This window comes from Pseudomonas sp. MLB6B (assembly GCF_054508135.1).
This window is the reverse complement of record NZ_CP199313.1, coordinates 3,468,024-3,493,789: the sequence shown is the minus strand read 5'-3', so window position 1 is coordinate 3,493,789 and position 25,766 is coordinate 3,468,024. Positions and strand designations below refer to the sequence as shown.

The 25,766-nt window shown below is 62.2% G+C and carries 28 protein-coding genes; 27 read left to right on the top strand and 1 reads right to left on the bottom strand.

Features of this window, described 5'->3' with window-relative positions:
- Nucleotide 1: 1 nt before the first annotated feature.
- The 27 genes from ACSMEV_RS15485 to ACSMEV_RS15355 all read left to right on the top strand — a co-directional run bounded on the left by ACSMEV_RS15485 (nt 2) and on the right by ACSMEV_RS15355 (nt 24,608).
- Nucleotides 2–742 (top strand): hypothetical protein, encoded by a 741-nt coding sequence (locus ACSMEV_RS15485; protein ID WP_459205939.1) that lies wholly within the window; start codon nt 2–4, stop codon nt 740–742.
- Between the two features lie 196 nt (nt 743–938).
- Entirely contained in the window at nt 939–1,484 is a 546-nt protein-coding gene (locus ACSMEV_RS15480) for a terminase small subunit (RefSeq protein WP_314493246.1), read from the top strand.
- Complete coding sequence (locus ACSMEV_RS15475; RefSeq protein WP_459205938.1) at nt 1,447–3,519, top strand: phage terminase large subunit family protein; 2,073 nt, start codon at nt 1,447–1,449, stop codon at nt 3,517–3,519. The genes ACSMEV_RS15480 and ACSMEV_RS15475 overlap by 38 nt, the downstream gene beginning before the upstream one ends.
- Nucleotides 3,510–3,719, top strand: coding sequence for a primosomal replication protein PriB/PriC domain protein (locus ACSMEV_RS15470; RefSeq protein ID WP_459205937.1), 210 nt, complete (start codon nt 3,510–3,512; stop codon nt 3,717–3,719). The genes ACSMEV_RS15475 and ACSMEV_RS15470 overlap by 10 nt, the downstream gene beginning before the upstream one ends.
- Nucleotides 3,716–5,272, top strand: coding sequence for a phage portal protein (locus ACSMEV_RS15465; RefSeq protein WP_459205936.1), 1,557 nt, complete (start codon nt 3,716–3,718; stop codon nt 5,270–5,272). The genes ACSMEV_RS15470 and ACSMEV_RS15465 overlap by 4 nt, the downstream gene beginning before the upstream one ends.
- Nucleotides 5,199–7,250 carry a ClpP-like prohead protease/major capsid protein fusion protein gene (locus ACSMEV_RS15460; RefSeq protein ID WP_459205935.1) on the top strand — a complete coding sequence of 684 codons (2,052 nt, stop codon included), beginning with the start codon at nt 5,199–5,201 and terminating at the stop codon, nt 7,248–7,250. The genes ACSMEV_RS15465 and ACSMEV_RS15460 overlap by 74 nt, the downstream gene beginning before the upstream one ends.
- Before the next feature lie 62 nt (nt 7,251–7,312).
- Nucleotides 7,313–7,627, top strand: coding sequence for a hypothetical protein (locus ACSMEV_RS15455; protein ID WP_314493254.1), 315 nt, complete (start codon nt 7,313–7,315; stop codon nt 7,625–7,627).
- Nucleotides 7,627–8,001 carry a head-tail joining protein gene (locus tag ACSMEV_RS15450; RefSeq protein ID WP_459205934.1) on the top strand — a complete coding sequence of 125 codons (375 nt, stop codon included), beginning with the start codon at nt 7,627–7,629 and terminating at the stop codon, nt 7,999–8,001. The genes ACSMEV_RS15455 and ACSMEV_RS15450 overlap by 1 nt, the downstream gene beginning before the upstream one ends.
- Nucleotides 7,976–8,518, top strand: a complete 543-nt coding sequence (locus tag ACSMEV_RS15445; protein ID WP_459205933.1) for a hypothetical protein — start codon at nt 7,976–7,978, stop codon at nt 8,516–8,518. The genes ACSMEV_RS15450 and ACSMEV_RS15445 overlap by 26 nt, the downstream gene beginning before the upstream one ends.
- Nucleotides 8,515–9,117: a phage baseplate assembly protein V gene (locus tag ACSMEV_RS15440; protein WP_459205932.1), complete on the top strand. Its 603-nt coding sequence runs from the start codon at nt 8,515–8,517 to the stop codon at nt 9,115–9,117. The genes ACSMEV_RS15445 and ACSMEV_RS15440 overlap by 4 nt, the downstream gene beginning before the upstream one ends.
- A gap of 7 nt (nt 9,118–9,124) precedes the next feature.
- Complete coding sequence (locus ACSMEV_RS15435; protein WP_459205931.1) at nt 9,125–9,439, top strand: hypothetical protein; 315 nt, start codon at nt 9,125–9,127, stop codon at nt 9,437–9,439.
- A gap of 56 nt (nt 9,440–9,495) precedes the next feature.
- Nucleotides 9,496–9,708 (top strand): hypothetical protein, encoded by a 213-nt coding sequence (locus tag ACSMEV_RS15430; RefSeq protein WP_459205930.1) that lies wholly within the window; start codon nt 9,496–9,498, stop codon nt 9,706–9,708.
- Nucleotides 9,709–9,712: 4 nt separating this feature from the next.
- On the top strand, nt 9,713–10,039 hold the full coding sequence (locus ACSMEV_RS15425; RefSeq protein WP_296268420.1) for a GPW/gp25 family protein: 327 nt from the start codon (nt 9,713–9,715) through the stop codon (nt 10,037–10,039).
- Nucleotides 10,036–10,917: a baseplate assembly protein gene (locus tag ACSMEV_RS15420; RefSeq protein WP_459205929.1), complete on the top strand. Its 882-nt coding sequence runs from the start codon at nt 10,036–10,038 to the stop codon at nt 10,915–10,917. The genes ACSMEV_RS15425 and ACSMEV_RS15420 overlap by 4 nt, the downstream gene beginning before the upstream one ends.
- A gap of 1 nt (nt 10,918) precedes the next feature.
- On the top strand, nt 10,919–11,527 hold the full coding sequence (locus ACSMEV_RS15415; RefSeq protein ID WP_459205928.1) for a phage tail protein I: 609 nt from the start codon (nt 10,919–10,921) through the stop codon (nt 11,525–11,527).
- Nucleotides 11,520–14,876 (top strand): phage tail-collar fiber domain-containing protein, encoded by a 3,357-nt coding sequence (locus tag ACSMEV_RS15410; RefSeq protein WP_459205927.1) that lies wholly within the window; start codon nt 11,520–11,522, stop codon nt 14,874–14,876. Before ACSMEV_RS15415 ends, ACSMEV_RS15410 begins: the two co-directional genes overlap by 8 nt.
- Before the next feature lie 7 nt (nt 14,877–14,883).
- The gene (locus ACSMEV_RS15405; protein ID WP_459205926.1) at nt 14,884–15,570 is read left to right on the top strand and encodes a tail fiber assembly protein; all 687 of its coding nucleotides are present in this window, start codon (nt 14,884–14,886) and stop codon (nt 15,568–15,570) included.
- An 84-nt stretch (nt 15,571–15,654) separates the two neighbouring features.
- The gene (locus ACSMEV_RS15400) at nt 15,655–16,815 is read left to right on the top strand and encodes a phage tail sheath subtilisin-like domain-containing protein (RefSeq protein WP_459205925.1); all 1,161 of its coding nucleotides are present in this window, start codon (nt 15,655–15,657) and stop codon (nt 16,813–16,815) included.
- A 12-nt stretch (nt 16,816–16,827) separates the two neighbouring features.
- Entirely contained in the window at nt 16,828–17,337 is a 510-nt protein-coding gene (locus ACSMEV_RS15395; RefSeq protein WP_459205924.1) for a phage major tail tube protein, read from the top strand.
- Between the two features lie 45 nt (nt 17,338–17,382).
- Nucleotides 17,383–17,676 (top strand): phage tail assembly protein, encoded by a 294-nt coding sequence (locus ACSMEV_RS15390; RefSeq protein WP_459205923.1) that lies wholly within the window; start codon nt 17,383–17,385, stop codon nt 17,674–17,676.
- 135 nt (nt 17,677–17,811) lie between these two features.
- Nucleotides 17,812–21,258, top strand: a complete 3,447-nt coding sequence (locus ACSMEV_RS15385) for a phage tail tape measure protein (protein WP_459205922.1) — start codon at nt 17,812–17,814, stop codon at nt 21,256–21,258.
- Between the two features lie 9 nt (nt 21,259–21,267).
- Nucleotides 21,268–22,113, top strand: coding sequence for a phage tail protein (locus tag ACSMEV_RS15380; RefSeq protein ID WP_459205921.1), 846 nt, complete (start codon nt 21,268–21,270; stop codon nt 22,111–22,113).
- The gene (locus ACSMEV_RS15375) at nt 22,088–22,294 is read left to right on the top strand and encodes a tail protein X (protein WP_459205920.1); all 207 of its coding nucleotides are present in this window, start codon (nt 22,088–22,090) and stop codon (nt 22,292–22,294) included. The genes ACSMEV_RS15380 and ACSMEV_RS15375 overlap by 26 nt, the downstream gene beginning before the upstream one ends.
- A 62-nt stretch (nt 22,295–22,356) precedes the next feature.
- Nucleotides 22,357–23,400, top strand: a complete 1,044-nt coding sequence (locus ACSMEV_RS15370; RefSeq protein ID WP_459205919.1) for a phage late control D family protein — start codon at nt 22,357–22,359, stop codon at nt 23,398–23,400.
- Between the two features lie 59 nt (nt 23,401–23,459).
- A complete protein-coding gene (locus tag ACSMEV_RS15365) occupies nt 23,460–23,903 on the top strand; it encodes a structural protein P5 (protein WP_459205918.1) in 444 nt (147 codons plus the stop codon).
- Entirely contained in the window at nt 23,900–24,400 is a 501-nt protein-coding gene (locus ACSMEV_RS15360) for a DUF2514 domain-containing protein (protein WP_459205917.1), read from the top strand. Before ACSMEV_RS15365 ends, ACSMEV_RS15360 begins: the two co-directional genes overlap by 4 nt.
- Before the next feature lie 7 nt (nt 24,401–24,407).
- Nucleotides 24,408–24,608, top strand: coding sequence for a hypothetical protein (locus ACSMEV_RS15355; RefSeq protein WP_459205916.1), 201 nt, complete (start codon nt 24,408–24,410; stop codon nt 24,606–24,608).
- Nucleotides 24,609–24,749: 141 nt separating this feature from the next.
- Here ACSMEV_RS15355 and ACSMEV_RS15350 read toward each other — a convergent pair whose 3' ends face one another.
- Nucleotides 24,750–25,712, bottom strand: coding sequence for a hypothetical protein (locus ACSMEV_RS15350; protein ID WP_459205915.1), 963 nt, complete (start codon nt 25,710–25,712; stop codon nt 24,750–24,752).
- Nucleotides 25,713–25,766: the final 54 nt, after the last annotated feature.

The window sequence follows — 25,766 nt, the reverse complement described above, 5'->3', positions numbered from 1 at the left end:
CATGATCGACTTCAAACTGGACATAGACCGAGTCCAACTGACCCGCGAACTCTCGGACATCAAGAAGCGGCAGATCCCGTTCGCGCAGATCCTTGCCCAAACCCGGCTGGCCCAGCAGATCAAGGCCGGCATGCTGGAAGTGATGAAGCAGCGTATCGACCGGCCCACGCCGACCACGATGCGCAGTTTGTACGTTCAGGCAGCCACCAAGAACCGCGTGGCCAAGGTCTACTTCAAAGACGCTTGGACCTCGGGCATACCTGCCGACACGTATCTGCAGCAGGTCGTCCAGGGCGGACAGCGACCGCATAAGCGATTTGAGAAGTCGCTGATCGCCAAGGGGCTGATGAAGTCTGGGCAGTACGCCGTTCCGGTCAATGACCTGCTCAACCAGTACGGCAACGTGTCGCGCGGCACCATTACCCGCATCCTGTCGGGGCTAGGCGCGGCCGAGTCGGCAAGCGGCTTTCAGGCCAACGCTACCGGCAGCAAGCGCAGTCGACGCAAGGGCAACGCCAAGCGTTACTTCACCGGCACGGTCAACGACGAGCAGGGCATTTGGGAGCGCAAGCACACCGCATTCGGTGACGCGGCCAAGCCGGTCTTCCTGTTCAGCGACAGCGCGCCGCAATACCGCGTGATCTTCCCGTTCTTCAAGATCGCCGCGAACATCGCCAAGGCCCACGGCCCGACCATCCTCGACCGGGCTTTACGCGACGCGATCCTGACCGCCCGGGGCTGAGATTCTACGAAAACCCCTGGAGGCCCCGTATTCCGTGGCCTCCAGGGGGGGTTGGGGCTGCCGGACGGGGTCGATTTGGTGGGTTTTTGACCATTTTCGATGGGTCCTCCCGAGGGTACCGGGGGTAGGGGGTAATTCGGGCCCCGCTTCTTCGGTATGTACGACCCAATTTCAGAGGTTGGTTGTTGTTTCGTCTATGGCCATTTCAACGATTACCCGCAAGCCGTACTGGCTGAACAAGAAAAGCATGGCCGAAAGCCTCGGTATCACCGTCCAAGCCTTTGATAAATGGGGCGTTGAGCCGGTCGCCAAGATCGGCCGCGAGTCGTTTTATGACACCCGTTCGGTGCTGGACAACCGCCTGCAGCACCAAAGCGGGAAACAGCAACCGGGTTCAACCGAGGTCGATCCGCTGATCGGCTACAAGATTGATCTGGAGCGGTGGCGGCTGACCAAGGAACAGGCCGACACCCAGGCCCGCAAAAACCGCATCGGCGACAAGGAGCTGGTACCCGTCGGGTTCGCCACTTTCATGCTGGCCAGGCTGTCGGCGCTGCTGGCGTCCTACCTCGACACCATCCCTAAAAAAGTGAAGCTGCAGCACCCCGATTTGGAAATCCGGTTCATGGAGAGTTTCGAGCGGGAGATTGCCGTTACGCGTAACGAAGCGGCCGGTCTGGCCGAAACCATACCGGAGCTGCTGGATGAATTCGTCACCGCCCTGGACAAAGAGTCTGGTTGAGGCGGTCAGGCGTGGCTTGGCTGCGCTCTACAAGGAACCCCCGCTGTCGGCCGTGGAATGGGCCGACAAGCATTTCTACCTGTCGTCCGAGTCGTCCTATCAGGAAGGGCGGTGGACCACCGCACCTTTTCAGGTCGCCATCCTAAACGCGATGGGCAACGACCTAATCCGCATCGTCAACGTGATCAAGTCGGCGCGGGTCGGCTACACCAAGATGCTGATGGCAAATCACGGCTACAAGGTCCAGCACAAGAAGCGCAACTTGCTCATGTACTGCCCGACCGAGCCGGACGCCGAAAACATGATGAAGCGGCACGTCGACACGATGATCCGCGACGTGCCGGTGCTGCTCGCCTTGGCGCCCTGGTACGACAAGAAGCACGGCGACAACACCATCGACGCCAAGTGTTTCGAGAACAAAAAGATGCTGTGGTGCCTGGGTGGCAAAGCCGCCAGGAACTACCGCGAGAAAAGCCCCGATGAAGTCGTCTACGACGAGCTGTCGAAGTTCGACCCGGACATCGAGGGCGAGGGCGCGCCGACCATGCTGGGCGACAAGCGCCTGGAAGGCTCGACCTACAAAAAGTCGATCCGGGGATCTACGCCAGGCACGGCCGGCGCCTGCCAAGTCAGCCGCGCGGCTGAAAAGTCGTCGCGCTACATGCGCTTTCACATCAAGGCGCCTTGCTGTGGCGCTGAGCAAACTCTGAAATGGGGCGGCCCCGAAGAGCCCTACGGCCTCAAGTGGCGCAAAAGCGAAGACGGCGAGGTCGCTGCCGCCTGGTACCTGTGCGAACACTGCCAAGGCGGCACGTTCGAGTATCACGAAATGGTACAGGCAGCCGCCAAGACGGGTCGTTACATCTGCGACCGAACGGGCGTCTGGACCCGCGACAGCATGGAGTGGTTTAGAGCCGACGATAAGCCGATCGCGCCGCCGCGCTCGGTCACGTTCCATATCTGGACGATCTATTCGACCTTCACCACGTGGGTGGATATTGCCGCCGAGCGCGTTGAGGTCGGCAAAGACCGGGGCAAGCTGAAAACCTTCGTCAACACCACCCTGGGCGAGGTGTGGGAAGAGGACGAAACGGAAAAAGTCAGTTGGGAGCAGCTGCGCGAGCGGCGCGAGGTCTACACGGCTCAAGTGCCGGCGCGCGCGCTGGTGCTTATGGGGTCGCTCGATACCCAGGACGACCGCTATGAGCTGCGCGTATGGGCGTTCGGGTCTGGCGAAGAGTCGTGGTTGATCTATCGACGAGTGCTTACGGGCGACCCGTCAAGCGCCGAGCTGTTACGCCAAGTCGGCCTGGAGCTGCACCGCCAGTTCACCCGCGCCGATGGCACGGTGATGGGCGTTATGCGTTGGTGCTGGGACTCCGGCGGCCATTATTCCGATGAGGTTAAAGAGCAAAGCCGTAAGCATGGCCTGCACTGGGTGATCCCGATTTTCGGAGCCAGCACCTACGGCAAGGCCATTGCCACGTTCCCGAAGAAAAAAGACAAGAAGTCCAAGACCTACCTCACCGAGGTCGGTACCGACAACGCCAAGGAAGTGATCTACAACCGCCTCAAGCTGCAGCCAGACGGCGACCGGCCTGTGCCTGGTCTTGTTCACTTCCCTGCCGACGACTTGATCTGCGACGACGACGAACTCAAGCAGCTGACCAGCGAGAGCAAGGTATGGGTGATCGTGCGCGGTCGACGCGTACTGCGCTGGGACGCCAAGAAGCGGCGCAACGAAGCCCTCGACTGCTTTGTGTACGCGCTCGCCGCTTTGCGGATCAGTCAGCAGAAGTTCGGCTTGGACCTTGAGGTATTGGCACTGCAAAACCCAGCGGTGCAGGCCTACAAGATCCAGGCACAACCGCCGGAGCCCTACTTGGAGGCTGACGAAGATGCCGCCGAGCAGCAAAGCGAACCCAAAAGCGAGCCGGCGCCTGACCCCGTGGCAGAGCCGCCGGCGCAACCCCAACCAGATCATCAACCCGTAACCGGTGACTGGGTCGAAACAGGAGACAGCGGATGGCTGTGACCCCGCAGGAAATGGTAGACCTCTACTTGCAGGCCGAAGCCGACCTGGTCGTGGGCGGCAAGGACGTGCAGTTTGGTGGCCGGCGCGTGACGATGGCAGAGCTGCCGCAGATCCGCGCCGGCCGCTTGGAGTGGGAGCGGCGCGCCGCCAATGCCGCGCGCGGAGGGCGCCCGGGGCATTCCCTGGCGACGTTTGAATGATCGGTGACTTGGTCGACCGCGCCCTGGCGCCGTTCTTCCCGCGCGTAGTCGCCGAGCGCATGCGTGCCCGCAGCGTGATCTTGGCCTTCGAGGCCGCTAAGCCTTCGCGCACGCACAAGCCCAAGAAGCAGCCCAAAGACGCTGATAGCGAGCTGCATCACTCGCTCAAATCGCTGCGCGAGCAGTGCCGCAAACTGGACGAGGATCACGACCTTGTAACGGGCCTGTTTGACCGGCTCGAAGAGCGGGTAGTGGGCGGCCCGGGTATCGCCGTCGAGCCCATTCCCATGCGCTACGACGGCACGGTGCATACGCAATTGGCCGGGGCGATCAAAGCGCTATGGGGCGAATGGTCATTGGCGCCGGAGACTTCGGGCGAGCTGACCCGGCCGCAAATGGAGCGGCTGGTGTGCCGCACCTGGCTGCGCGACGGCGAGGCCCTGGGGCAGCTGCTCTTGGGCAAGGTGCCAGGTTATACGCACCTGCACGGCGTGCCTTTCGCTATCGAACTGCTGGAGCCTGATTACCTGCCAGTTGACTACGTGGATTACTCGGCCGGCATCGTCCAGGGCGTTGAGCGTGACAACTGGCGGCGCGTGCAGGCCTACCACCTGCTCGATGGCCACCCGGGTTCTATGGTCGGCCAGAAGTGGGCGTACAACACCAAGCGCGTCCCGGCCGATCGGGTGATCCACATTGCGAACCGTAAGCGCATCGGTCAGAACCGTGGCCAGCCGCTGCTGCATGCCGTGGTGATCCGCTTGGCGGACATCAAGGATTACGAGCAGAGCGAGCGGGTCGCGGCGCGGATCAGTGCGGCGCTGGCCATGTACATCAAAAAGGGTACCCCGGACGACTATGTGCCGCCCGGCCAGGGACAGACGCAGCAACAGCGCACGTTCCCGTTCGGCCCGGGCATGGTCATGGACAACCTGCTGCCCGGCGAGGAAGTCGGGACGATCGAGAGCAACCGCCCGAATCCCTTCCTTGAAGGCTTTCGCAACGGCCAACTCAAGGCCGTGGCCGCTGGCGCGCGCAGCACCTATTCGAGCGTGGCGCGCAGCTATGACGGCACCTACTCGGCGCAGCGGCAAGAGCTGGTTGAGGGCCAATTGGGCTACGACCTGCTGCAGCACGAGTTCATCGACTACTGGTGTCGCCCGGTGTACCGGGCATGGCTGCGCATGGCCGTCATGAGCGGCCAGTTGCGGATTCCGCCTGACGTGGATCAGCGGACCCTCTACGGCGCCTTCTATCAAGGCCCGGTCATGCCCTGGATCAACCCGGTGCATGAGGCAACCGCCTGGGAAATCTTGGTCAAGGCAGGTTTTGCCGACGAGGCCGAGGTGGCCCGGTCGCGGCAGCGTAACCCATCCGAACTCAAGGCCTCGCGGATCGCCGAGGTGGCCGCCAACCGCGCGGCCGAGCTGGTGCTGAGTTCGGATTACTACCACCAAATCTATGGGAAGAACCCAACAGATGCAGACGCAAAAAAGGAACCAGCCCCCGCCGCTGATGAGCCCGCAAGGGTCGGTCGGGACGACGACGGATAACCCCGGCAACAACTGGTACACCATCAAGGCCGCTGCTACGCGCGGCGTGGCCGAGGTGTATCTGTTTGGCGACATTGGCGACTGGGGGATCTCGGCGCAACAGTTCGCCAAAGACCTGCGCGCTGTAGGTGACGTGTCACAGATCAATCTGCACATCAACTCGCCGGGCGGTGCCGTCTTCGAAGGCATGGCCATGTACAACCTGCTCAAGAGCCATAAGGCGCGGGTGATCGGTACCGTGGTCGGCCTGGCCGCCAGTATGGGCAGCGTGGTGGCGATGGCCTGCGACGAGATCCGCATGCCGGCCAACGCCATGATGATGATTCACAAGCCCTGGGGCATCCAGGGCGGCGACGCCGAGGCCATGCGCACATATGCCGAAACCCTCGACAAGTTCGAAACCGGCATGGTGGCGGTGTACGTCGCCAAGACCGGCAAGAGCGCCGAAGAAGTTGAAGCGCTGCTGACGGCAGAAACGTGGATGACCGGCGCTGAGGCCGTCGCCCTGGGCTTTGCCGACACCTTGCTCGATTCGGTCGAGGCCTTCGCCACGATCAACTCCAACCGCCTGAAGGACTACACCAACATGCCCACAGCTGCACAGCAACTCTTCACCCCGCGCGGTTCGGTTACGCCGCCTGCAGGCGGGCCAGCACCGGCGCCGGGCAATCCTGCCGAAACCGTCGAGCAGATCACCGCGCGCGCCCTGGCGGCCGACGGTGCCCGGCGTACCGCCATTCAAGCAGCCTTCAAGCCCTTCACCGGGCAAGAAGCGTTGCGCGACACCTGCCTGAGCGATGTCAACTGCACGATCGAGCAGGCCAACGCCAAGCTGCTGGAGGTGATCGGTCAAGGCACGACCCCGACCGGTACCGTTCGCCATCACGGCCACATCACCAACGGCAATCTGGTGGGCGACTCCGTGCGCGCTTCGATCTACGCGCGTGCGGGCCTGGGCGAGTTGCAGGACGACAACGGGTTCAACTTCATGACCCTGCGCGAGCTGGCGCGGGCCTCGCTGGTCGAGCGCGGCGTCGGCGTCTCGACGCTGCACCCTATGGTCATGGTCGGTCTGGCCTTTACCCACGGTTCGAGCGACTTCGGCAACATCCTGCTCGATGCGGCCTACAAGTCGCTGCTGACGGGCTGGGAGAAGTCCGAAGAGACCTATCACCTGTGGACCAAGAAGGGCCGCTTGAGCGACTTCAAGGTCTCCAACCGCGTAGGCCTGGGGTCGTTGTCGTCGCTGCGTGAGGTTCGTCCTGGCGCTGACTACAAGAACATCACCCTGGGCGACACCGGGGAGACCATCCAGCTGGCCACCTACGGCGAGCTGTTCACCATCAACCGTCAGGCCATCATCAACGATGATCTCGATGCACTGACCGCGATTCCGCGCCTGATGGGTGAGGCCGCCCGGGCAACCATTGGCGATCTGGTCTACGACCTGCTCACCAAGAACGGCAAGATGAAAGACGGTCGACCGCTGTTCGATGCCTCGCGCAAAAACCTCTTCACCGGCGCCGCTTCGAAGCTGTCGATCGAGGCGATGAGCACGGCCAAGACCGCCATGGCGCTGCAGCAGGCCACAGTGGCCAAGGACGCCAAGCCGCGACCGTTGAACATTCGCCCGGCCTTCCTGCTGTGCCCAGTAGCACTGGAAGACAAGGCCAACCAGCTGATCCGCTCGGCCTCGGTACCGGGTGCAGACACCAATGCCGGCATCGACAACCCGATCCGCAACTTCGCCCAGGTCATTGCTGAGCCGCGACTGGATGCCGACTCCGCTACCAGCTACTACCTGGCGGCCAAGCAAGGCTCGGACACTATCGAAGTGGCCTACTTGGACGGGATCGAGACGCCGTATTTCGACCAGCAAGAAGGCTTCACCAGCGACGGTGTCGCTTCCAAGGTCCGCATCGATGCCGGCGTGTCCGCGCTCGACGCGCGCGGCTTGAACAAGTCCGCCGGCCAGTAACCGCTGCGCACTACCAAGCACCCCGCCTAAGCGGGGTTTGTTGTTTCTGGAGGAAGAGAATCATGGCGACCAACTATGTGAACAGCGGTGACACCGTCACCCTGCCGGCGCCGACCGGCGGATCGGTAAAGGGCGTGCCCCAGGTCATTAACGACCTGGCGGTGATGCCACTCGAAAGCGGCGCCAAGGGTGCGCCTATCACCTACCGCACGGCCGGCGCCTGGAGCGTCCCGGCCGACGCTGCCCTCAAGGCCGGCAACGCCGCCAGCGTGAAAGACGGTGCGCTGGTAGTCCCGGGTACTGACGGCTCCAAGCCCTACGGCAAGCTGCTGAGCGATTCCGCCGGCGGCTATGCCGAAGTGCTGATCGTGCAGTAATGGCCACGGCATCGAGCTTTCGAGAGCGCGCGGCCCGGCGCCTGGATCGGCCGATTCTGCGGCGCGTCGGCGATCGAGCCACGCGCGCGGACGGTCGTGAGGTGCTGGGGATCTTCGAAAACCCCTTCCACGATCCCCAGCTGGGGAGCAAGCGCCTAGCCTCGGCCATCAACGCCGAGGCCGTGCGCGAACCTCAGTTCAGCCTGCCGGTGGCAGACGCGGTCGGCTTAGAGAAAGGCGCCGCCCTGACCATCGAGCTGGCCCCGGAGGACGGCGGTGGTCTTTACACCGTCGTCCGGCCGGAGCCGGACGGTACCGGCTGGGTGACTCTTATCTTGACGGTGAAGCATGAGCGAACAGCAGACATCATCTAGTGAGCTGACCCAGCTGCACGCGGCCATGACCCAGGCCATGACCCAGGCGCTGCCCCAGCTACCGAACATCGCGGCCTATCCGGTGCTTGAGGCCGGCATGCAACTGCCGGCGATGTTCTACGCCCTCACCGGCATGGCCCCCGGGCCAGATCCGGGCGATGGCCGCACCTGCATCATGGCCACGTTCGAGGCCTTGATTCTGGTTGAGGAAGACCGCGAGCAGGCGCCGCTGCAAGCCGCGATCCTGGCCAGCAAGTTGGTCAAGTTGCTGGACGGGCAGTATTGGGGTTTGGACTTCGTCGACCAGACCCAGGACGTGCAGGCCATGCCGTCAGAGATCACGCCGGAGCTACTGAAATGCGTCGGCTGGTCGGTGCAGTGGCGGCAAACGGTCTACCTGGGCGGCACCGAGTGGCCTTTCCCTGACGAGCCGCCCGGGGCGCTGGTCTTTGCCTTCGACCCGGATACGGGGCCAGGCAATGAGGGCTTGTACAGGCCGGCGGCGGACATGGCATGACGTACGTTTCCGCACAGCACGACCGCATGCTGGAAGGGCAGGTAATCAAGGGTTACGTCGTGGGTGTGGATCTGGCCGCCGGCAAAGTGCGGGTGACGGACGGCACCGATTGGGTCAGCGCCTGGGTGCGCTGGCATGCCCTGGCCGCCGGCAAAGCCCGCCATTGGCGATCGCCGAGCATGGGCGAGCAGGGCGCGTTGATCAGCCCAAGCGGAGATCCTGCGCAAGGCACGTTTGTGCCGGGCCTGTACGGCAACGCTGGTGCCCAGCCGGACAACCGTGACCACGTCGAGGTATGGCGTTACGACGATGGCGGCTCGCTGGTCTACGACTGGCAGGCCAAGAGCTACACCATCACGCTGCCCAGCGGCACGGTCACGATCAAGGTTGGCAGCAGTACCGCGGTGATCACCGACGACAGCATCACCGCCAAGACCTCGACGGCAGCAGTAGAGGCACAAGCCGTGACGGTCAAGGCGCCCAGCATCACCCTGCAGGGCAATGTCCAGATCAACGGCGCGTTACGCGTAACGGGCGACATCTTCGGCGGCGCCAGGATCATCGACACCGCCGGCAACACCCCTAACCACAAGCATTGAGGCAGGCATGGATCAGCAACGGAAAAACGCACCGATCAACGGGACTGACAGCGAAACGGTGGCCAAGATGGTCGGCTACCAGATCACCGGGTTCTGTGACCGCATGCGTATGCGCGACTACTGGTGCCGGCTGCTGGCCGGTGACAACGATCCCGAGGTTATCGCCGAGGGCCTGTGCCGCGCCTTGAGCGGTGGCCAGTACATCGAAGGGCCGGCGCGCAATGTGACGATCAACTTCAACGTCCAGAGCGCGGCCGAGCCCCAGGCCCTGGCCGCCGCGCTGGCTGCAGACGTTGAAAAGGTCGTCGCCAGGCACGGCTAACCCCTCCCAACCCACTCAAAGCCCGCCGCGCGCGGGCTTTTTCATTGGAGCCACACATGGCCGCGAAGAAATCCACCGACACCGAGGCCGACGCACCTGTCGCCCCGGGGCGCGTCACCTTCCGCGACACCGTTTACACGTCGCGCTCACTGGTGCTGCCTGATAGCAACCGCGTGCTGCAGGTGCAGGCCCATACCGTTTCGGTTGAGCCGGACGACGTCGATGCCCTGAACTACCTGAGCAACCACCCGGACTTGGCCAGGGAGTAACCCCATGATCGGACTGGACCGCCGCACGGGACAGCCGCTGTCCGGTAAGGCCCATCTACGACAGTCCATCGAAGTGATTCTGACCACGCCTGTAGGCAGTCGCCGGATGCGGCCGGAGTTCGGCAGCAACCTGCGCCGCTACATCGACTTGCCCGTTACCGAGGGGTGGAAAAGCGCTGTGCAGGCCGAAGTCGCCCGCGCGCTTGGCCGCTGGGAGCCGCGCTTGAAACTGGAGCGTGTACGGGTGGTGTCAGTGGTCGACGGGAAGATAACCATGCAGCTGACCGGCCAGTACCTGGGCGACAGCGCGATTATCGAGGTGACGGCATGAGTACGATCGACCTTTCGGCGCTGCCGGCACCGCAGGTGCTGGAGAGCCTGGACTTCGAGGACACCTATCAGCAAAGCCTGGCCACGTTCCGCGAGGGCATGGGCGAGAGCTGGAACGCAGAGCTTGAAAGCGACCCGGTGCTGGCCTTGCTTGAAGTGGCAGCCTTTAGCCGCCTGCAAGACCGCGCGCGCGTCAACGATGCCGCCAAAGCTCTGCTGCTGGCCTACGCCAAGGGCACAGACTTGGACCAGCTGGCGGGCAACGTGCAGCTCACGCGCCTGGTCGTTCAGGCCGAGGATTTGACGGCCGTGCCGCCGATCGAAGAGGTGCTTGAGGAGGACGATGCGCTTCGGGAACGGGTGCAGCTGGTTTATGAGGGCCTGACCACGGCCGGGCCGCGCAACAGCTACATCCTGCACGCGCGTAACGCATCCGGCCTGGTTGCCGACGCGACGGCCGAAAGCCCCTCGCCGGCCACCGTGGTGGTAACGGTGCTGAGCCTTGAGGACGATGGCGCAGCAACTGCCAGCCTGCTGGCAGACGTGACGCAACGCCTGAACGACGACGACGTGCGTCCAGTCGGGGACCGGCTGATTGTGCAAAGCGCGCAGATCCTGCGATACGACATCAAAGCGGTTGTGTACTTCACCGGCAACGGCCCGGAAAACGAGGCGTTGCTGGCCGAGTGCAAGCGCCGATTAAAAGCCTGGATCAACCCACGCCGGCGGCTAGGAGTTGAGGTGCCCCGGTCTGCGATCGACGCGCAACTGCATATCGAGGGCGTCAGGCGTGTTGACCTGATCGGCTGGGCCGACCTCAAGCCGACCAAAGCCCAAGCCGCCTGGTGCGCGAGCGTGACCGTAACGCGGGGCATCTGACGTGACGAGCCTGCTTCCCTCCAACAGCACGCAACTTGAACGCGCAGTAGAGGCGGCCAGCCGTGACCCGGCCGGTATTCCTCTGCGCGCCCTGTACAACGCAGACACCTGCCCAGCGCCCTTGCTGCACCAGTTGGCGTGGGCCTGGTCGGTCGACCGCTGGGACGACACTTGGTCTGAATCGGTCAAGCGCTCGGTGATCCGCTCGGCGTTCTACGTCCATGCCTACAAGGGCACGATCGGTGCCTTGAGGCGAGTGGTTGAGCCATTCGGCTACCTGATCGAGGTGGTGGAGTGGTTTGAGACAGAACCCCAAGGTGTGCCCGGCACCTTTGCTCTGCGCGTAGGTGTCTCCGACTCAGGCATCAGTGAAGAAACCTACAACGAATTGAGCGCGCTGCTCGACGACGCGCGGCCCGTGAGCCGGCATATGACGGCCCTGGCCATCAGCCTTGAAACCGCCGGCCACCTCTACATCGGCGGCGCAATCTTTGACGGTGACGAGTTGGACATATACCCGCCGGCGATTCGCGACATTGAAGTCACAGGCTCGATAGGCCGTGGCGGTCGCGAACACACTATCGATACCCTGGACATCTCATATGGTTGATCAGAACACCCAGTTTTACGCCATCCTGACGGACATTGGCGCGGCCAAGCAGGCCAACGCGGACGCCCTGAACATCCCATGGACCATCACACATATGGCCGTGGGCGATGCCAACGGCACCGACCCTAAGCCCGAGGCGTCGCAGACCAAGCTGATCAAAGAGTGGCGCCGCGCGCCGCTCAATCAGCTGAAAATCGACGACAAGGACAAGTCGATTATCGTGGCCGAACAGGTGATCCCCGCCGACGTGGGTGGGCGCTGGATTCGCGAAATCGGCCTGTTCGATAGCGACGGCGACCTTGTAGCGATCGCCAACTGCGCGCCCACCTACAAGCCGCTGCTTAGCCAAGGCTCTGGACGTACCCAGGTCGTGCGCATGAGCCTGATCGTCAGCAGTGCCAGCAACGTGCAGCTCAAGATCGACCCTAGTGTCGTGCTGGCCACCCGCGAATGGGTGAGCGAGGAACTGGCCCGCCAAGACTTTAAGCATTCGGTACTCGCGGCCACCACGGGGAACATCGCCCTGAGCGGCCTGCAGGCGGTAGACGGTGTGTCATTGCCGGCAGGCGCCCGGGTGCTGGTCAAGGATCAGAGCGCAGCCAAAGACAATGGCCTGTACTTGGCCGCCATCGGCGCCTGGACGCGCTGCCCGGATGCGAATACCAGCGTCAAGGTCACGCCCAATCTGCTGGTCTTGGTCGAGCGCGGCACGCTCAACGGCGACAGCGCTTGGCAGCTGGTCACTGACGCCACGATCAGCCTGGGCGTTACCGCTTTGGCATTCGAAATGGTCTTCGGTCGCACTGGGGTGGCGCCTGGCACGTATCGCAGCGTGCAGGTCGACAAGTACGGCCGTGTGGTTGCGGGGACGAGTCCGACCACCGCCGCCGGCTACGGTCTGACGGATGTCTACACCAAGACCCAGGTCGACGACGCGTTGAACAAGAAAGCCAACTTGTCCTCGCCCAAGTTCACGGACGTGCCCGAGGCGCCGACCGCCGAGGTAGGGACCAGCTCCAACCAGCTGGCCACCATGAAGGCCCTGCTGCAGGGGCTGAGTGCGTATGGATTGGCGGACAAGTCCAGCCGTCCGGCCGACCTCGACGCGCTGCGCGGCACGCGCTTTTTCGGCTTCACGCACTGGACCATTGGTGCGCCGCCCGAGGCGGGGGCTTACGACGCTGTCGGCCTGCAGATCGAGTCCTATGGGCAGCGCACGCAGTTTGCGGTTTCGGGCGGCGCCAAGTTGCAGATCCGCACCGACGACAGCGAGGACTACAGTGGCTTCTCCGCCTGGGTCGAGTTGGCGACCGTGGACGCGCTAAGCGCGTTGTCGAGCGCAATGGACATCCAGCTGAGTCAGAAGGCTCCGCTGGCCTCGCCCAAGCTCACCGGCAAGCCCGAGGCGCCTACGGCAGGCAAGGGGACCAACAGCGATCAGCTGGCCACCACCGCGTTTGTGCAGGCGGCTATTGCCGCGCTGGTTGACTCCGCGCCTGGTGCGCTGGATACGTTGCGCGAGTTTGCAACGGCTTTGGGTAACGATCCGAACTTCGCAACCACAATGCTCAACGAGCTGGCCAAGAAGGCCACCTTGGCATCGCCCAAGCTCACGGGGATACCCGAGGCACCTACGGCAGCTGTGGGCACCAACACCGACCAAATCGCCACCATGAAAGCCTTGCTGCAGGGCATGGCGTCTTTTGGGATGACGTCCGGGCGATCCACCTTCGTTGATGATCTGAACGCGCTACGTGGAACCTGTTTTTTCGGTTTCGGTGAAAAGTCTGTCGGTGCGATTGAACTGGGCGGCGGGTACGACGCCATTGGCTTGCAGATTGAATCGATAGGTCAGCGCACGCAATTTGCGGTGCCGGGCGGAACCAGACTGTTCGTGCGCACGGATGACAGCAACGATGCCAGCGGTTTTGAGCCTTGGGCGGAAATGGCGTCGCTCACCGCGTTGAGCGCGCTGGCCGAAGTTGTGGCAATCAAAGCGCCGTTGGCCTCGCCCAAGTTCACAGGCTCGCCCGAGGCGCCTACAGCGGGGAAGGGGGCCAATACCAGCCAGGTGGCGAATACGGCCTTTGTCCAGACGGCGGTCAGCGCCGTGGTCGACTCGGCGCCAAACGCTTTGGACAACTTGAAGAAGATCGCCACGGCGCTGGGAAATGACGCGAACTTTGCCGACACGATGACAAGCCTGCTGGGTCTAAAAGCACCGCTGGCCTCGCCCAAGCTCACGGGCACGCCCGAGGCGCCGACAGCCAGCAAGGGCACCAACACCACCCAACTGGCCACCACCGCGTTTGTGCAGGCAGCGGTCGCGGCATTGATCGACTCGGCGCCGGGCGCGTTGGATACGTTGCGCGAGTTTGCAACGGCCTTGGGCAACGATCCGAACTTTGCAACCACGACGCTCAACGAGCTGGCCAAGAAGGCCAACTTGGCATCGCCCAAGCTCACCGGGTCGCCCGAGGCGCCTACGGCGGCCGTGGGCACCAACACTGACCAAGTCGCCACCATGAAAGCCCTGCTGCAGGGCCTGGCGGCATTTGGTCTTAGCGCCCGGTCGGCACACGTTGGCGATCTCGATGGCCTGCGTGGGACTGCGTTCTACGGGTACACCAATAACAGTGTGGGAGCGGAAGTTACGTCGGGCGGCTATGACGCTATCGGGTTTCAAATTGAAGGGCCCGGCCAGCGGACCCAGTTTGGCGTAACCACCGGGTCGAAGGTGGTCGTCAGAACCGACGATAGCAACGACTACAGCGGCTTTACGCCCTGGGTCGAAATGGCCACGGTTGAGGCGCTGAACGCCGCCGCTGCCGCTGCCGCGCCACCTGGCCAGGTTGCGCACTTTGCGTGCGAAACCCCGCCAACAGGGTGGCTCAAGCGTAACGGCGCCGCCTGGTCACGTACCGCCTACGCTGCCCTGTTCGCGGAAATCGGCACCAAGTTTGGCGCGGGCAATGGCACCACGACATTCAACGTGCCAGACGACCGCGAGTTGGTAGATAAGGCTTGGACCGACGGTTTGAACGCTGCTGATTCGGGCCGAGTGCTGTTCTCGACGCAGGCTGGCCAGAACGAGGCGCACGTTCACGCGGCCTCGACCAACCAGGCCGGCGCGCACTCGCACACCATGCAGTTCGTCCGCGAGAAAATCACGTCCAACTTCGTTAGCGATGGAGGTAACGCGGTGTTCGGCGACCAAGAGAGTGACGGCTATCAAACGCTTACGTCGGCGATTGGCGGTGTGCATACGCACGTAGTGAATATCGGCAGCAGCGGCGGCACTGAAAACCGCGTAGCTAACCGGGCCTACCTGGCCTGCATCAAGTATTGAGGTATCCATGAGCGAAGAAATCGTCGAGTTGGAAGAGCTGCCAGAAGTGGTCGAGCTGCTGCCCTGGTGGAAGCTGCCGGGTGTTGAGGCGCCAAAGGTGTGCAACGTGCATCGTGGCACCGGCGAGTACCTGGGCCTGTGCGAGGCTGACCCAAGCCCGCTTGAGCCCGATGTGTGGGGCTTTCCGGCCTACAGCTATCTGCTTGAGCCGCCTGTGCAGCAGGTCGGACTTGCCGCACTGATCAACCGCGATGCCGACGGTTGGGTCATGGTCGCTGATCACCGTGGCGCCACGGTGTACAGCACCGAGACGGGCGAGCCGCGTCAATGGCTGGCCTTGGGCGATTTGCCGGACGGGTACACCCTACAGGCGCCCGAAACGGCGTTCGACACCTGGCAGGAAGACAAGTGGGTGCCGGACGAGGCGGCCATTGCCGAGGCGGCGCGCCGCACGGCCTACCGCAAGCAGTTGCTGGCCAACCAGTACGCAACGGGACGCATCAACACCCTGCAAGATGCCGTCGATCTGGACATGGCCAGCGAAGCCGAAGCCGATGCGCTCAAGGCGTGGAAGATCTACCGCGTCAAGCTGGCGCGCTTGGACATCACCACCAACGCCCCGGCCGACGACGACTGGCCGAGCAGTCCCAACGACGAAGCGCTGGCCACCTGGCTGGCTTCGCAAGCCGAATAGACGCCCCGCACTGACGGGGCGTTTTCATTTCCGCAGTACCACAAGCCCCGCATGCGGGGCTTTCGCATATCTGGAGATCCATCCATGAGTTTCTTTCACGGCGTTACCGTAACGAGCGTCGACACCGGCGCGCGCAACATCTCTCTGCCGTCGTCCTCGATCATTGGCCTGGTCGACACGTTTACCCCGGCGCCGGCCTTCACCGCACAGGCCAATGACCTGGTGCTGATCACCAGCGAGCGCGAAGCGGTTTCGGCCTGGGGGCCAGACGCTGCGATCACCAAGGCCTGTGTCGCCGTCTTTACCCGATCCAAGGCCGTAATCGTCGCGTGTGGCGTCGCCAAGGTGGCCGAAGCGGCGGCGCAGGCTTCGGCGATCATCGGCGGCGTGCTGGCCAACGGCAAGCGTACCGGCCTGCAGGCGTTGCTGGACGGCAAGAGCCGCTTCAATGCCCAGCCTCGACTGCTGATTGCACCCAAGCACAGCTCGGCTCTGCCCGTGGGCACCGCGTTGGTGAGCCTGGCCGACAAGTTGCGCGGCCTGGCCATCATTGACGGCCCGGGCACGACCGACGAAGCGGCCAAAGCCTACGCCAAGAACTTTGGCGCCAAGCGCGCCTTCATGGTCGACCCCGGTGTGCAGTATTGGGACACCACGTCCAGCACCACGGTCGATGCGCCGGCCTCGGCCTGGGCCGCTGGCGTGTTTGCCTGGACCGACGCCAACTACGGGTTCTGGGCGTCGCCTTCCAACAAGGAACTGGTCGGAATCACCGGCACCACGCGTTCGGTGGAGTTTCTGGACGGCGACGAGACTTGCCGGGCCAACCTGCTCAATAACGCCAATGTGGCAACGATCATTCGTGACGACGGGTTCCGCCTGTGGGGCAACCGCACGCTGTCGAGCGATGCGAAATGGGCGTTCGTCACGCGGGTGCGCACCCTGGACATCATCATGGATGCCATCCAGGCAGGGCATAAATGGGCGGTCGACCGCTCGATCACGGCCACTTACGTCAAGGACGTGACCGAGGGCCTGCAATCCTTCATGCGCGATCTCAAGGGGCAAGGGGCGGTGATCAACTTCGAAGTCTACGCAGATCCTGACCTGAACACGGCCTCTCAACTGGGCCAGGGCAAGGTGTACTGGAACATTCGTTTCACCGACGTGCCGCCGGCCGAGAACCCTAACTTCCGTGTGGAAGTTACCGATCAGTACCTGAACGAAATCCTCGACAACGCTTAAGGAGCGCACAGCATGGCAATGATTCCCGAAACCCTGGCCAACTTTAACCTGTTCGCAGACGGCATCAGCTTCCAGGGCGATGTTCCAAGCCTGACCCTGCCCAAGCTCACCCTCAAGACCGAAGAGCATCGCGTTGGCGGCATGGACATGCCGATCGAGATGGATCAGGGCATGGAAAAGATGGAAGCCGGGTTTGTCACCACCGGTGTCCGCCGCGAGTCGCTGAAATTCTTCGGCCTGGCCGATGGCAAGGCGTTCAACGGCACGTTCCGAGGCTCATTCAAGGGCCAAGGCGGCAAGACCACCCCCGTAATCGTCACCCTGCGCGGCTCGCTGAAAGAGATCGACATGGGCGACTGGAAGGCCGGCGACAAGGCCGAGATCAAGCACAACATCGCAGTGACCTTCTACAAGCTCGAAGTCGGCGGCCGCACGGTGTACGAGATCGATCCGGTGGGCATGCGCCGCGTTATCGACGGCGTCGACCAGCTGGCCAGCCAGCGCGCTGACCTGGGCCTGTAAGGCCCTCTTTCCCCACTATCACATTCGAATCAAGGATCTTGCACCATGACCAATAAAATCGCCCCTGCCTTCCTCTCCGTCGCCGCTGACGGCGTCACCATTAAGCTGAGTACCCCCACCGAACTCAACGGCACCACGGTTGATTCGTTGCATATGCGCACGCCCACTGTGCGCGACATGCGCGCCGCCACGGCGGCATGCGGGTCTGATAACGAACAGCTCGAACTGAACCTGTTCGCCTCCCTGGCCCAGGTAGGGAGTAAGGACTGGGAAAACATGACCCTCAAGGATTACGAGCGCGTCAAGCTGGGCTACCGCTTTCTGGTCAGCGAAAGCTGAGTTCAGCCCCACCGTGCAAAAGCAGCTGGCCAAGCGTCTGGCTGCTGAGCTGAATTTTTCCGCCACCGAGATTATGACCATGACGTTTGCCGACATGGTGTGGTGGCTTTCGGACTAGAGCCCGGGGGATAGCTGATGTCGAGCAAACTGGCGTTAGCAGTGGTGATCGGCGGCGCCGTCAGTTCGTCGGTCGGCGCCGCGTTCAAGAACGTCGAAGGCCGCATCGACAAGCTGGAGAAGCAAGGCAACAAGGCCAAGGCCCTCAAGGGCATGATCGGCGAGACGATGCGCCTGCGCGACGAGTGGCGCAAAGCCCATGAAAGCGGCGCCGCCAACGCAAGCAAGCTGCTCAACAGGCTGGAGGCCAATAATAACGCCCTGCGCAAGCAAGGCGTCGAGGTGGGCAGGCTCGCATCTGAGTATGCGCGCCTTGGTCAGGTGGCCAGGGCGTCCGACCTGCAGATGAAAGGGCACCAGCAGGTCGAGCAGGGCCGGGCCTCGCTTAAGTCCAGCATTGGGCAGGCGGTGGTGGCCACCGGCCTGGTCACTGTGCCGGCCAAGATCAGCGCGGACTATCAGGCGATTATCCGTGACATCGCGATCAAGGCCGACATCGCCAACAAGCCAGAAGAGGCCCAGCTAAACCGGACGGTGATCGACACGGCCAGTAACACTGGCATGTCGCGCAACGACGTAGCGGATCTGGTCAACCAGCTGGTGGGCGCCGGCATGGAGCTGGACAAGGCGCTGTCGTATGCCCCAGTCGCGGCCAAGTTTGCGATCGGGCAGGGCGCCTCGGGGGTCGACACGGCGTCGATGATTCAGGCGCTCGAGCAGAACGCCAAGATCACCGACCCCAAGGTCATGCAGCAGGCCCTTGAGGCGATCGCCTATCAAGGCCAGGCGGGCAGCTTCGAAGCCAGCGACATGGCCAAGTGGTTTCCGCAGCTGCTCGCAGGCATGGAGAAGAACGGGATTACCGGCCTGGATGCCGTGACCTCGCTCGGCTCGATGCTGCAAGTGCAGATGAAGACTGCCGGCAGTTCGGATGAAGCGGCCAACAACTTCAAGAACTGGATGGAGAAGTTAGGCGCCGGCGACGTGGTCAAGGCTTACAAAGACGCCGGCATCGACTATCAGGCCTCGCTCAATACGGGCCTGCAGAAGGGCATGAACGTTATCGAGGCGTCCATGGCCCTGGCCATGAAATACGTCAAGGCGACCGACCCTGCCAAGGCTGCGAAGATCGAGCAGGCCAAGGCCAAAATCGATAAGGAGGTCGATCCAGAGAAAGCCCGGGCCGCGCTCGATGCCCTGGAAAAGACCCTGCGCACCGGCGACATCTTTGCCGACATGCAGGTCAAGGCAGCGCTCACCGCCTACGGGCAGAACCGGGGGCTGTACGAAGAGTTAAAAGCCGACTCCCGAAAGGCGTCGGGGATTCTCGACAAGAACCTGGCTGAGCGCCGGGAAACGTCTTCGCAGCTGTGGGCGGAGACAATGCAGTCGGTCAATGACTCGATGCGCAGCATTGGCGATGCCATCCGGCCGATGACTGATGGGGTGGCTAAGGCCATCACTGCTACGGCCCAGGGCTTTACTGAGCTATCGGACAACTCCAAGCCTGTCGTCGCCGGCATGGTGGCAGTTGGTGCAGGCTTCATAGCGCTAAAATCCGTGTTCAGCGCCTTCAAAATTGGTAAGGGGCTGCTGAACATTGGTCGCGGTGCGTTGCTTGGGCGTACCGGAAAGCCCGGGGAGGTGCAAAAGGTCTTCGTCACCAACCCTGGAGCTGGTGATGCTGACGGGGATGGTGACGACCAGCCCAAGAGCAAGCGGGAAATCGCCCTTGGCCTGCTGGCAAGCGGAATCAAAGCGCTTGGAGGCAAGGACGCGACCGAGCCTGAAAATGAAGGTGCCGAGGCTGCCGAGGAGGGCGGCAAAAAGCCCTTTAGCCTGATGGACACCGGGCTGAAAGTGCTCGATCTGCTGCGCCCCGACGAGGACGGAGCGGCCAACGATGGTGACGGCGGCAATGGTGAGCCGCAAAAGGTGTTTGTCGTTAACGCCAGTGCCATCGGAGGTGCTGTAGGCGGGTCGCCGGCCGGCCCGGGGCAAGGTGGTCAAGGCCGCCGGCGCGGATCGCGTCGACGCAGGTCCGGCCGCAACGGCGCCGGTCGACCACCAAGCCCGCCGCCGCCGCCGGCACCGCCACCGCCGCCGCCACGACCGGTACCGGGCCGCATGGCGCGACTGACCGGCATGGTCGGCAAGCTGGGCGCCGTGAGTAAAGGTATCCCCGGGGGTGCCTTGCTGGAAGCTGGAATCAACGCGGTTGACACCTACCAGAACGCCGAGACTCAGGATGAGAAGGCCGAAGGGTATGGCGGCGCCGCCGGCGGCCTAGCGGGCACCCTCGCCGGCGCCGCTGCTGGAGCAGCGATAGGGTCCGTCGTACCGATTTTGGGTACGGCGATCGGCGGTGCGGTCGGGGCTTACCTCGGCAGCCTGGGCGGCGAAGCCGGCGGCAGCTGGCTGGGTAAAAAGTTGTTTGGGTCTGACGACGAAGACAAGGACGAGTCCAAGCAGGCCCCGCCGGCGGAAGCCAGCCAGCAGACTGGACCGATCGAAACCAAGCCCACAGACGCGGCCGCCGCTTCACCGGTGGTGGTCAAGCCTAGTCCGGTGGTCGTATCGCCGGCGGCGCCAGGTCAGCCGGCGGCACCGATCGAGGCTAAGCCCGCCGGCGCGGCCACGGTCCCGGCTGTGGTGGTCAAGCCTAGTCCGGTAGTCCTGCCGCCGGCGGCGCCAGGTCAGCCAGCGGCACTGATCGAGGCCAAGTCCGCCGGCGGGGCCACGGTCCCGCCTGTAGTGGTCAAGCCTGGTCCGGTAGTCCTACCGCCGGCGACGCCAAGCCAGCCCGGGCAGGTCGAGATAAAGGCGCTGGCCAGGCCAGCAGAGGCCATGCCCAAACCGGCCGTGTCTGCGGCGGTGCCGCCTGCGCAGCCATTGCCTGCTGTCGGTGAGACGGTGGGTCAGCAGGCCAAGCCCGCCGGCGATCAGAAGGTTACATACGATCCGCCCGCCCCGGGCTATGGGGCCGCGTTTATGGTGCCGGCACTACCGGCTCAACAGGTGCGCTTCCCTGGCGCAGATCTGGTTCCACCAAAAAGACCGGTAGAGCGCCAGGACGACAGCGGCCCGCGCCTACCGCCTGCCGTGCAGGCAGCGCTGAAATTGCCCAGGGCTACCGACAGGCCTGCAAGCCCGTTGGCACTGCCGGCTAAGGCGCCGCCACCTGCAGCGCTGGGTGATCTGGTACGGGAGCTGGCCGTGCCGCCGGGGCAGACAGCGGCTGTACTCGCCAAAGCGCCGGCACCGGCCAAGGCAGCCGCGCCCAAGGTAGAGCAGCAATTTGAGTTCAAGCCGAGCCTACACATTACGGTCCAGGGCGATGTTAAAGACCCCGCCCAGCTGGCCCGTGAGCTGGAACCGCACATGCGAGCGCAGTGGGAAGCCTTTTCCCGCGAGGTCGCAGCGCGGCAGGCCTCTACGCAGCTGTTCGACGCACCGCACATTTGAGGAGGGGCTATGCCCTACATGGAGCTACTGCAATCAGGGCTGACCAACTTGGTAGCAGCAAAGGAGGCTGGCCGTACCAGCATGGATGGCATGGTCAACCCGCTCAACGGCGCTGTAAGCGACATCACCGGTGCGGCCTCGGATCTTGAAAGCGTTCCATTCGTTGGGCCGGCGATCGGCGCCAAGCTGCAGCGCACCATGCGCGCTATCAGCGTGGCCCAGTCCGCCGTGGGGCGGGTGACGTCGACCTACGGTCAGGCGGTTGCGGCGGTAGGCCAGGTGCAAGAGCGCCTTGGCGTTATCAAGGAGCAGGCCGGCCGGGCGACTGCCGCTATCGGGCGGCTCGCAGGCAAGTCTTCGCCGGCGCTGGCCAGCGTCGTGCCGAGCAGCGCACTAGCGCCGCAACTCACGCCCCAGGCCGATGCTGTGAAGGCTTTCCCGCACCTGCTGATCCTGCAGCCGGTTGAGCCAAATGCGCAGCCGTATTACTTCAACCTCGATACGGCCGCGTTCGACGAGCTGCGCCGGCAAACGTCGTTTAAGTGGGCAGGACAGGAGCGCTTGACGCGCAGTATCGCGCAGCAGGCGGTAGGGCTGGGCGAAGACAAGCTGACGCTCAAGGGGGCCATTTTCCCGGGCTTTAAGGGCGGTCTAAAGCAACTGAACACGTTGCGCAGCATCGGGCGCGCCTTGCAGCCGGTGGGCCTGACCACGGGCTATGGCGAGGTGCTGGGTACCTGGTGCCTGCTCAGTGTGGAAGAAGAGCAAAGCAACCTGCTCGCCGGCGGCATTCCGCGAAAACAGGCCTTCACCTTGGAGTTTGTAAGCTATGGCAATGACCTGCAGAACGTCTGATGGGGATCTGCTCGACAGCATCTGCTACCACCACTATGGGCATCTGAAAGGGGCGGTTGAAGCTGTGCTAAGCGCCAACCAGGGCTTGGCCGAGCATGACCAGCCCTATCGCGCCGGGGTACGCATCTATCTGCCAGATCTGGCGGCGCAGACCACCGAACTCATTCAACTATGGGATTGACCCTCCCGTTACGCGTAACGAACCCCGCCCAGTGCGGGGTTTTCTTTTCTGGAGCCTGAACCATGCAACCTACCTACCGGATCATTGCAGACGGCCGGGACATCACCACGCTCATCAACGATCGGCTGCTGATGCTGCGGATCTCGGACAAGCCCGGGATGGATTCGGACGAATTCGAGCTGCGCATTGACGATCGGGACCAAGCCGTTGCCCTGCCTTCGCGCGGAAGCAACGTCACGGTGATGATGGGCTATGTGGGCCAGGCGCTTACCCGGATGGGCGCCTATAGGGTCGACGAGGTGGAGGTAAGCGGCCCGCCCGACACGATTGTTATACGCGGCAAGGCAAGCGACATGCGCGGCAGCGGTAAGACCGTGCGTAGCGGTAGCTGGGAAGGCACGCCCCTGTCGCAGATCGTCAACGATATTGCCAAGCGCAACGGCTGGGAGCCGGTGTGTTCAGTGGGTACCAAGGTCGAGCGAATCGACCAGCGCAATGAGTCCGATTTTAACTTCATCACCCGCCTGGCCAGGCAGTACGACTGCACGGCCAAGGTGGCCGAAAGCAAACTGCTGGTGATGCCCCGCCAAGGTGGTCAGAGCGCGTCCGGCAAGACGCTGTCGGTCGTGACGATCAATAGAGCCGACGTGAGTCGGTACCAATTCCGGCTTGGCGATCGCAACACGCAGAAGGCCGTGAAGACCCAGCACCAAGACCCGAAGACCGGAAAGCTGCAGGTCGTGGAGCTGGCCAACGATGACGCCCCGGACAGCCTGCCGCCGGTGCATACCGATCGACACACCTACCCCAACAAGAGCGCTGCCGAGCAGGCCGCCAAGGCGCGTCTGGCCGCATTCAATCGCAGCACCGCCGCTGTACGCCTCGAAATGGCCGGGCGTGCCGACCTGTTCGCTGAACGATCGATCAATGCCCAGGGCTTCAAGCCCGGGCTGGACGGTGAGTATCTAGTGGACGGCGTGGAACAGGTATTTACCCAGTCCGGCTGGACCACGTCTGTGGAATGCAACGGCGGCAAAAAGGGCAAAGCAAAAGCCGCCGGCAAGAAAAAGAAAGAGACAAAACCCCTCAAGGTCGTGGACCTATGAGCTTCCCCCAATTCACCAATACCCCGCGCATCGCGGGGTTTTTTATTTGGAGCTGATCCATGACCCCACGCGGCATCCGCAACAACAACCCTGGAAACATCGACTACAACCCTCGCAACGACTGGGTTGGCCAACTGGGCCTGGAGGGGGGCGTGGCGAAACCGCGCTTCGCCTGCTTCGACTCGCCCGAGAACGGCATCCGCGCCTTGGGCAAGCTGCTGATCAACTACCGCAGTAAAGACGGCACGCCAAGCGTCGGCGGTAAGGGCATCGACACCGTGCTCGAAACCATCAGCCGCTGGGCGCCGAGCAACGAGAACGATACCCAGGCCTACGCTAGCGCGGTGGCCACGCGCATCGGCGTGCATCCCACGGCAATAATCGACATTAAGAGCCCGGCCACGTTGCGCGGCATGGTGGCCGGCATCATCGCTCACGAGAACGGCAGCAACCCGTACCCGGCGGCGGTGATCGACGAAGGCGTGCGGCGGGCGCTGGCATGACCTGGCCGATGCGGCTGGGCTTGCTGGCCCTAGTGCTGGGGTCGTACTGGGGCGCCTACCAGCACGGCCGGTCGGTAGAGCGCAGCGATGCTCTGGCCGCATCGGCGCAGCGCGACGGTAGCGCCCGACTTGCCGAAGCCGTGGGCGAGCGCAACGCCCGCGAGGAAGAGCAACTACGCGCCAAAGCGCAGGAGGAGGCAAGAGCCCATGCACACGAACAACACCAGGTGGCTGACGCTGGCGCTGCTGGCGCCGATGCTGCTGGCGAGCGGCTGCAGCACGACGCCGGTCAATTCGCCGCCGCCGTCAGTTGCCCCGGCCAGGATACCGCCGCTGTCGCCCGAGGCCAGGCAGCCACCCGCGCCGCCATGGTGCTCTCCGACTTGCTCGCACGGGCTGATGCTCGAGCGGGAGAGCTGGCGAAAGCTTACGATCGTGCCAGAATAGCGGGTCTAGCTTGTGAGGCTTCTTATAATATGCTAATTAATCCGCGTTGATGATACCATGAAAAGAACAGTTGTAGATTCAGCAGATACTAATCACCCTTTAATCAAGGAAGCGATTACTTCCCTGCGCCGTTATCATGAGGCTAAAGACGCTGGTAGTCCTGCTGCTGAGATTGAGCGCTTGCGACTCATCGCAGAATTTTCCTATCAGGCTGTGACAGATAGCCAGTCCTATTCACATAAAAATTCCAGTAATTAATCAGCGGCTAGTAAATGTGCCGCCTAAACTATGCTGCGAAGTCGATAGGGCTAGCTAAACTTGCGGCCCGTAGCCGCAAGTTGTCGAAGTTTAAATTCATCAAGCTAAAATAATCAGCAAGCTTTCCCCTGCGCCATATATTCAGTCTGCAGTATAAGCCGAAATAGTCAGATCGTGTTTATTTCCTATATTTGCCAATTGAACTGAATTTTCAGAAGACCAGTACATCAGTCTAAGTGCGGAGTGGCGTTTCGTAATATGCGTTCTCCATGCTTTTTGGCCATAAGAGGTTTTTTGAATTTTTTTATCTAGATCGTCGTAAAACGGATTCAGCTCGTATTTCGAAATGCCTGCAATTACATGGCAAATAACATCGTACGCTGTGCCGGCGAATCTACCTTTAGGACCGCATTGATGGGAAATTAAAGTTTCAATAAAATCGGTGCCAAACTCAAAATCATCCCAACCAATGGTAGCTGTTGATCCACGAGATTTTAGTATGGATAAAGCTCCTGAGTGAAATGCAGTTTTAAATTTAATTGGTGTATCGGCGGCCTCGAAAAGCGCAAACCCACTCACGTTTGCTGAAAATTGATCAAAATCTTTAAATACAGGCAGCGCGTTGTTAAACTGAATAGGTAGTTCATCTTCAGTTAGAGGTTCAATGGCACATATTTCGCCTGTGATCTGTATTGGCGACGTGTTTTCTGTAACTGGGTAGTGAAGTAATGATAAACTCTTATCATAAATGTGTGAGGCCAGGGAGATGTTTTCAACTAAGCTTTCTAGGGCTAGGGTTCTTTCCGGTGCGCATCCTGACAAATCAGGATTTATTTGCCGATCTGTCCATTCTGCTATGCATAGTGGTAGACATGTCTCAGGGTCAAATCCCATCTCTAGAATATTGTTTACTATCCTGGCAATATCCTGGCCTGAATATTCACTTTCGCTATCTGGGTCGATATTATGGTTAAAAATTCGAGCGCATGGATATTGTCCTAATGATTTCAACTTTAAAAGGGCATTATCTTCAATATATACTCGACTGCTCTCATTATCCAGCTCCCGTTTGACTGCTATCAAGCTTTCGACATAGATGGTCAAGTCATCTTTTTCACAGAATGCTGGAGACACGAGGTAGTCGCAGCTGACTATTAT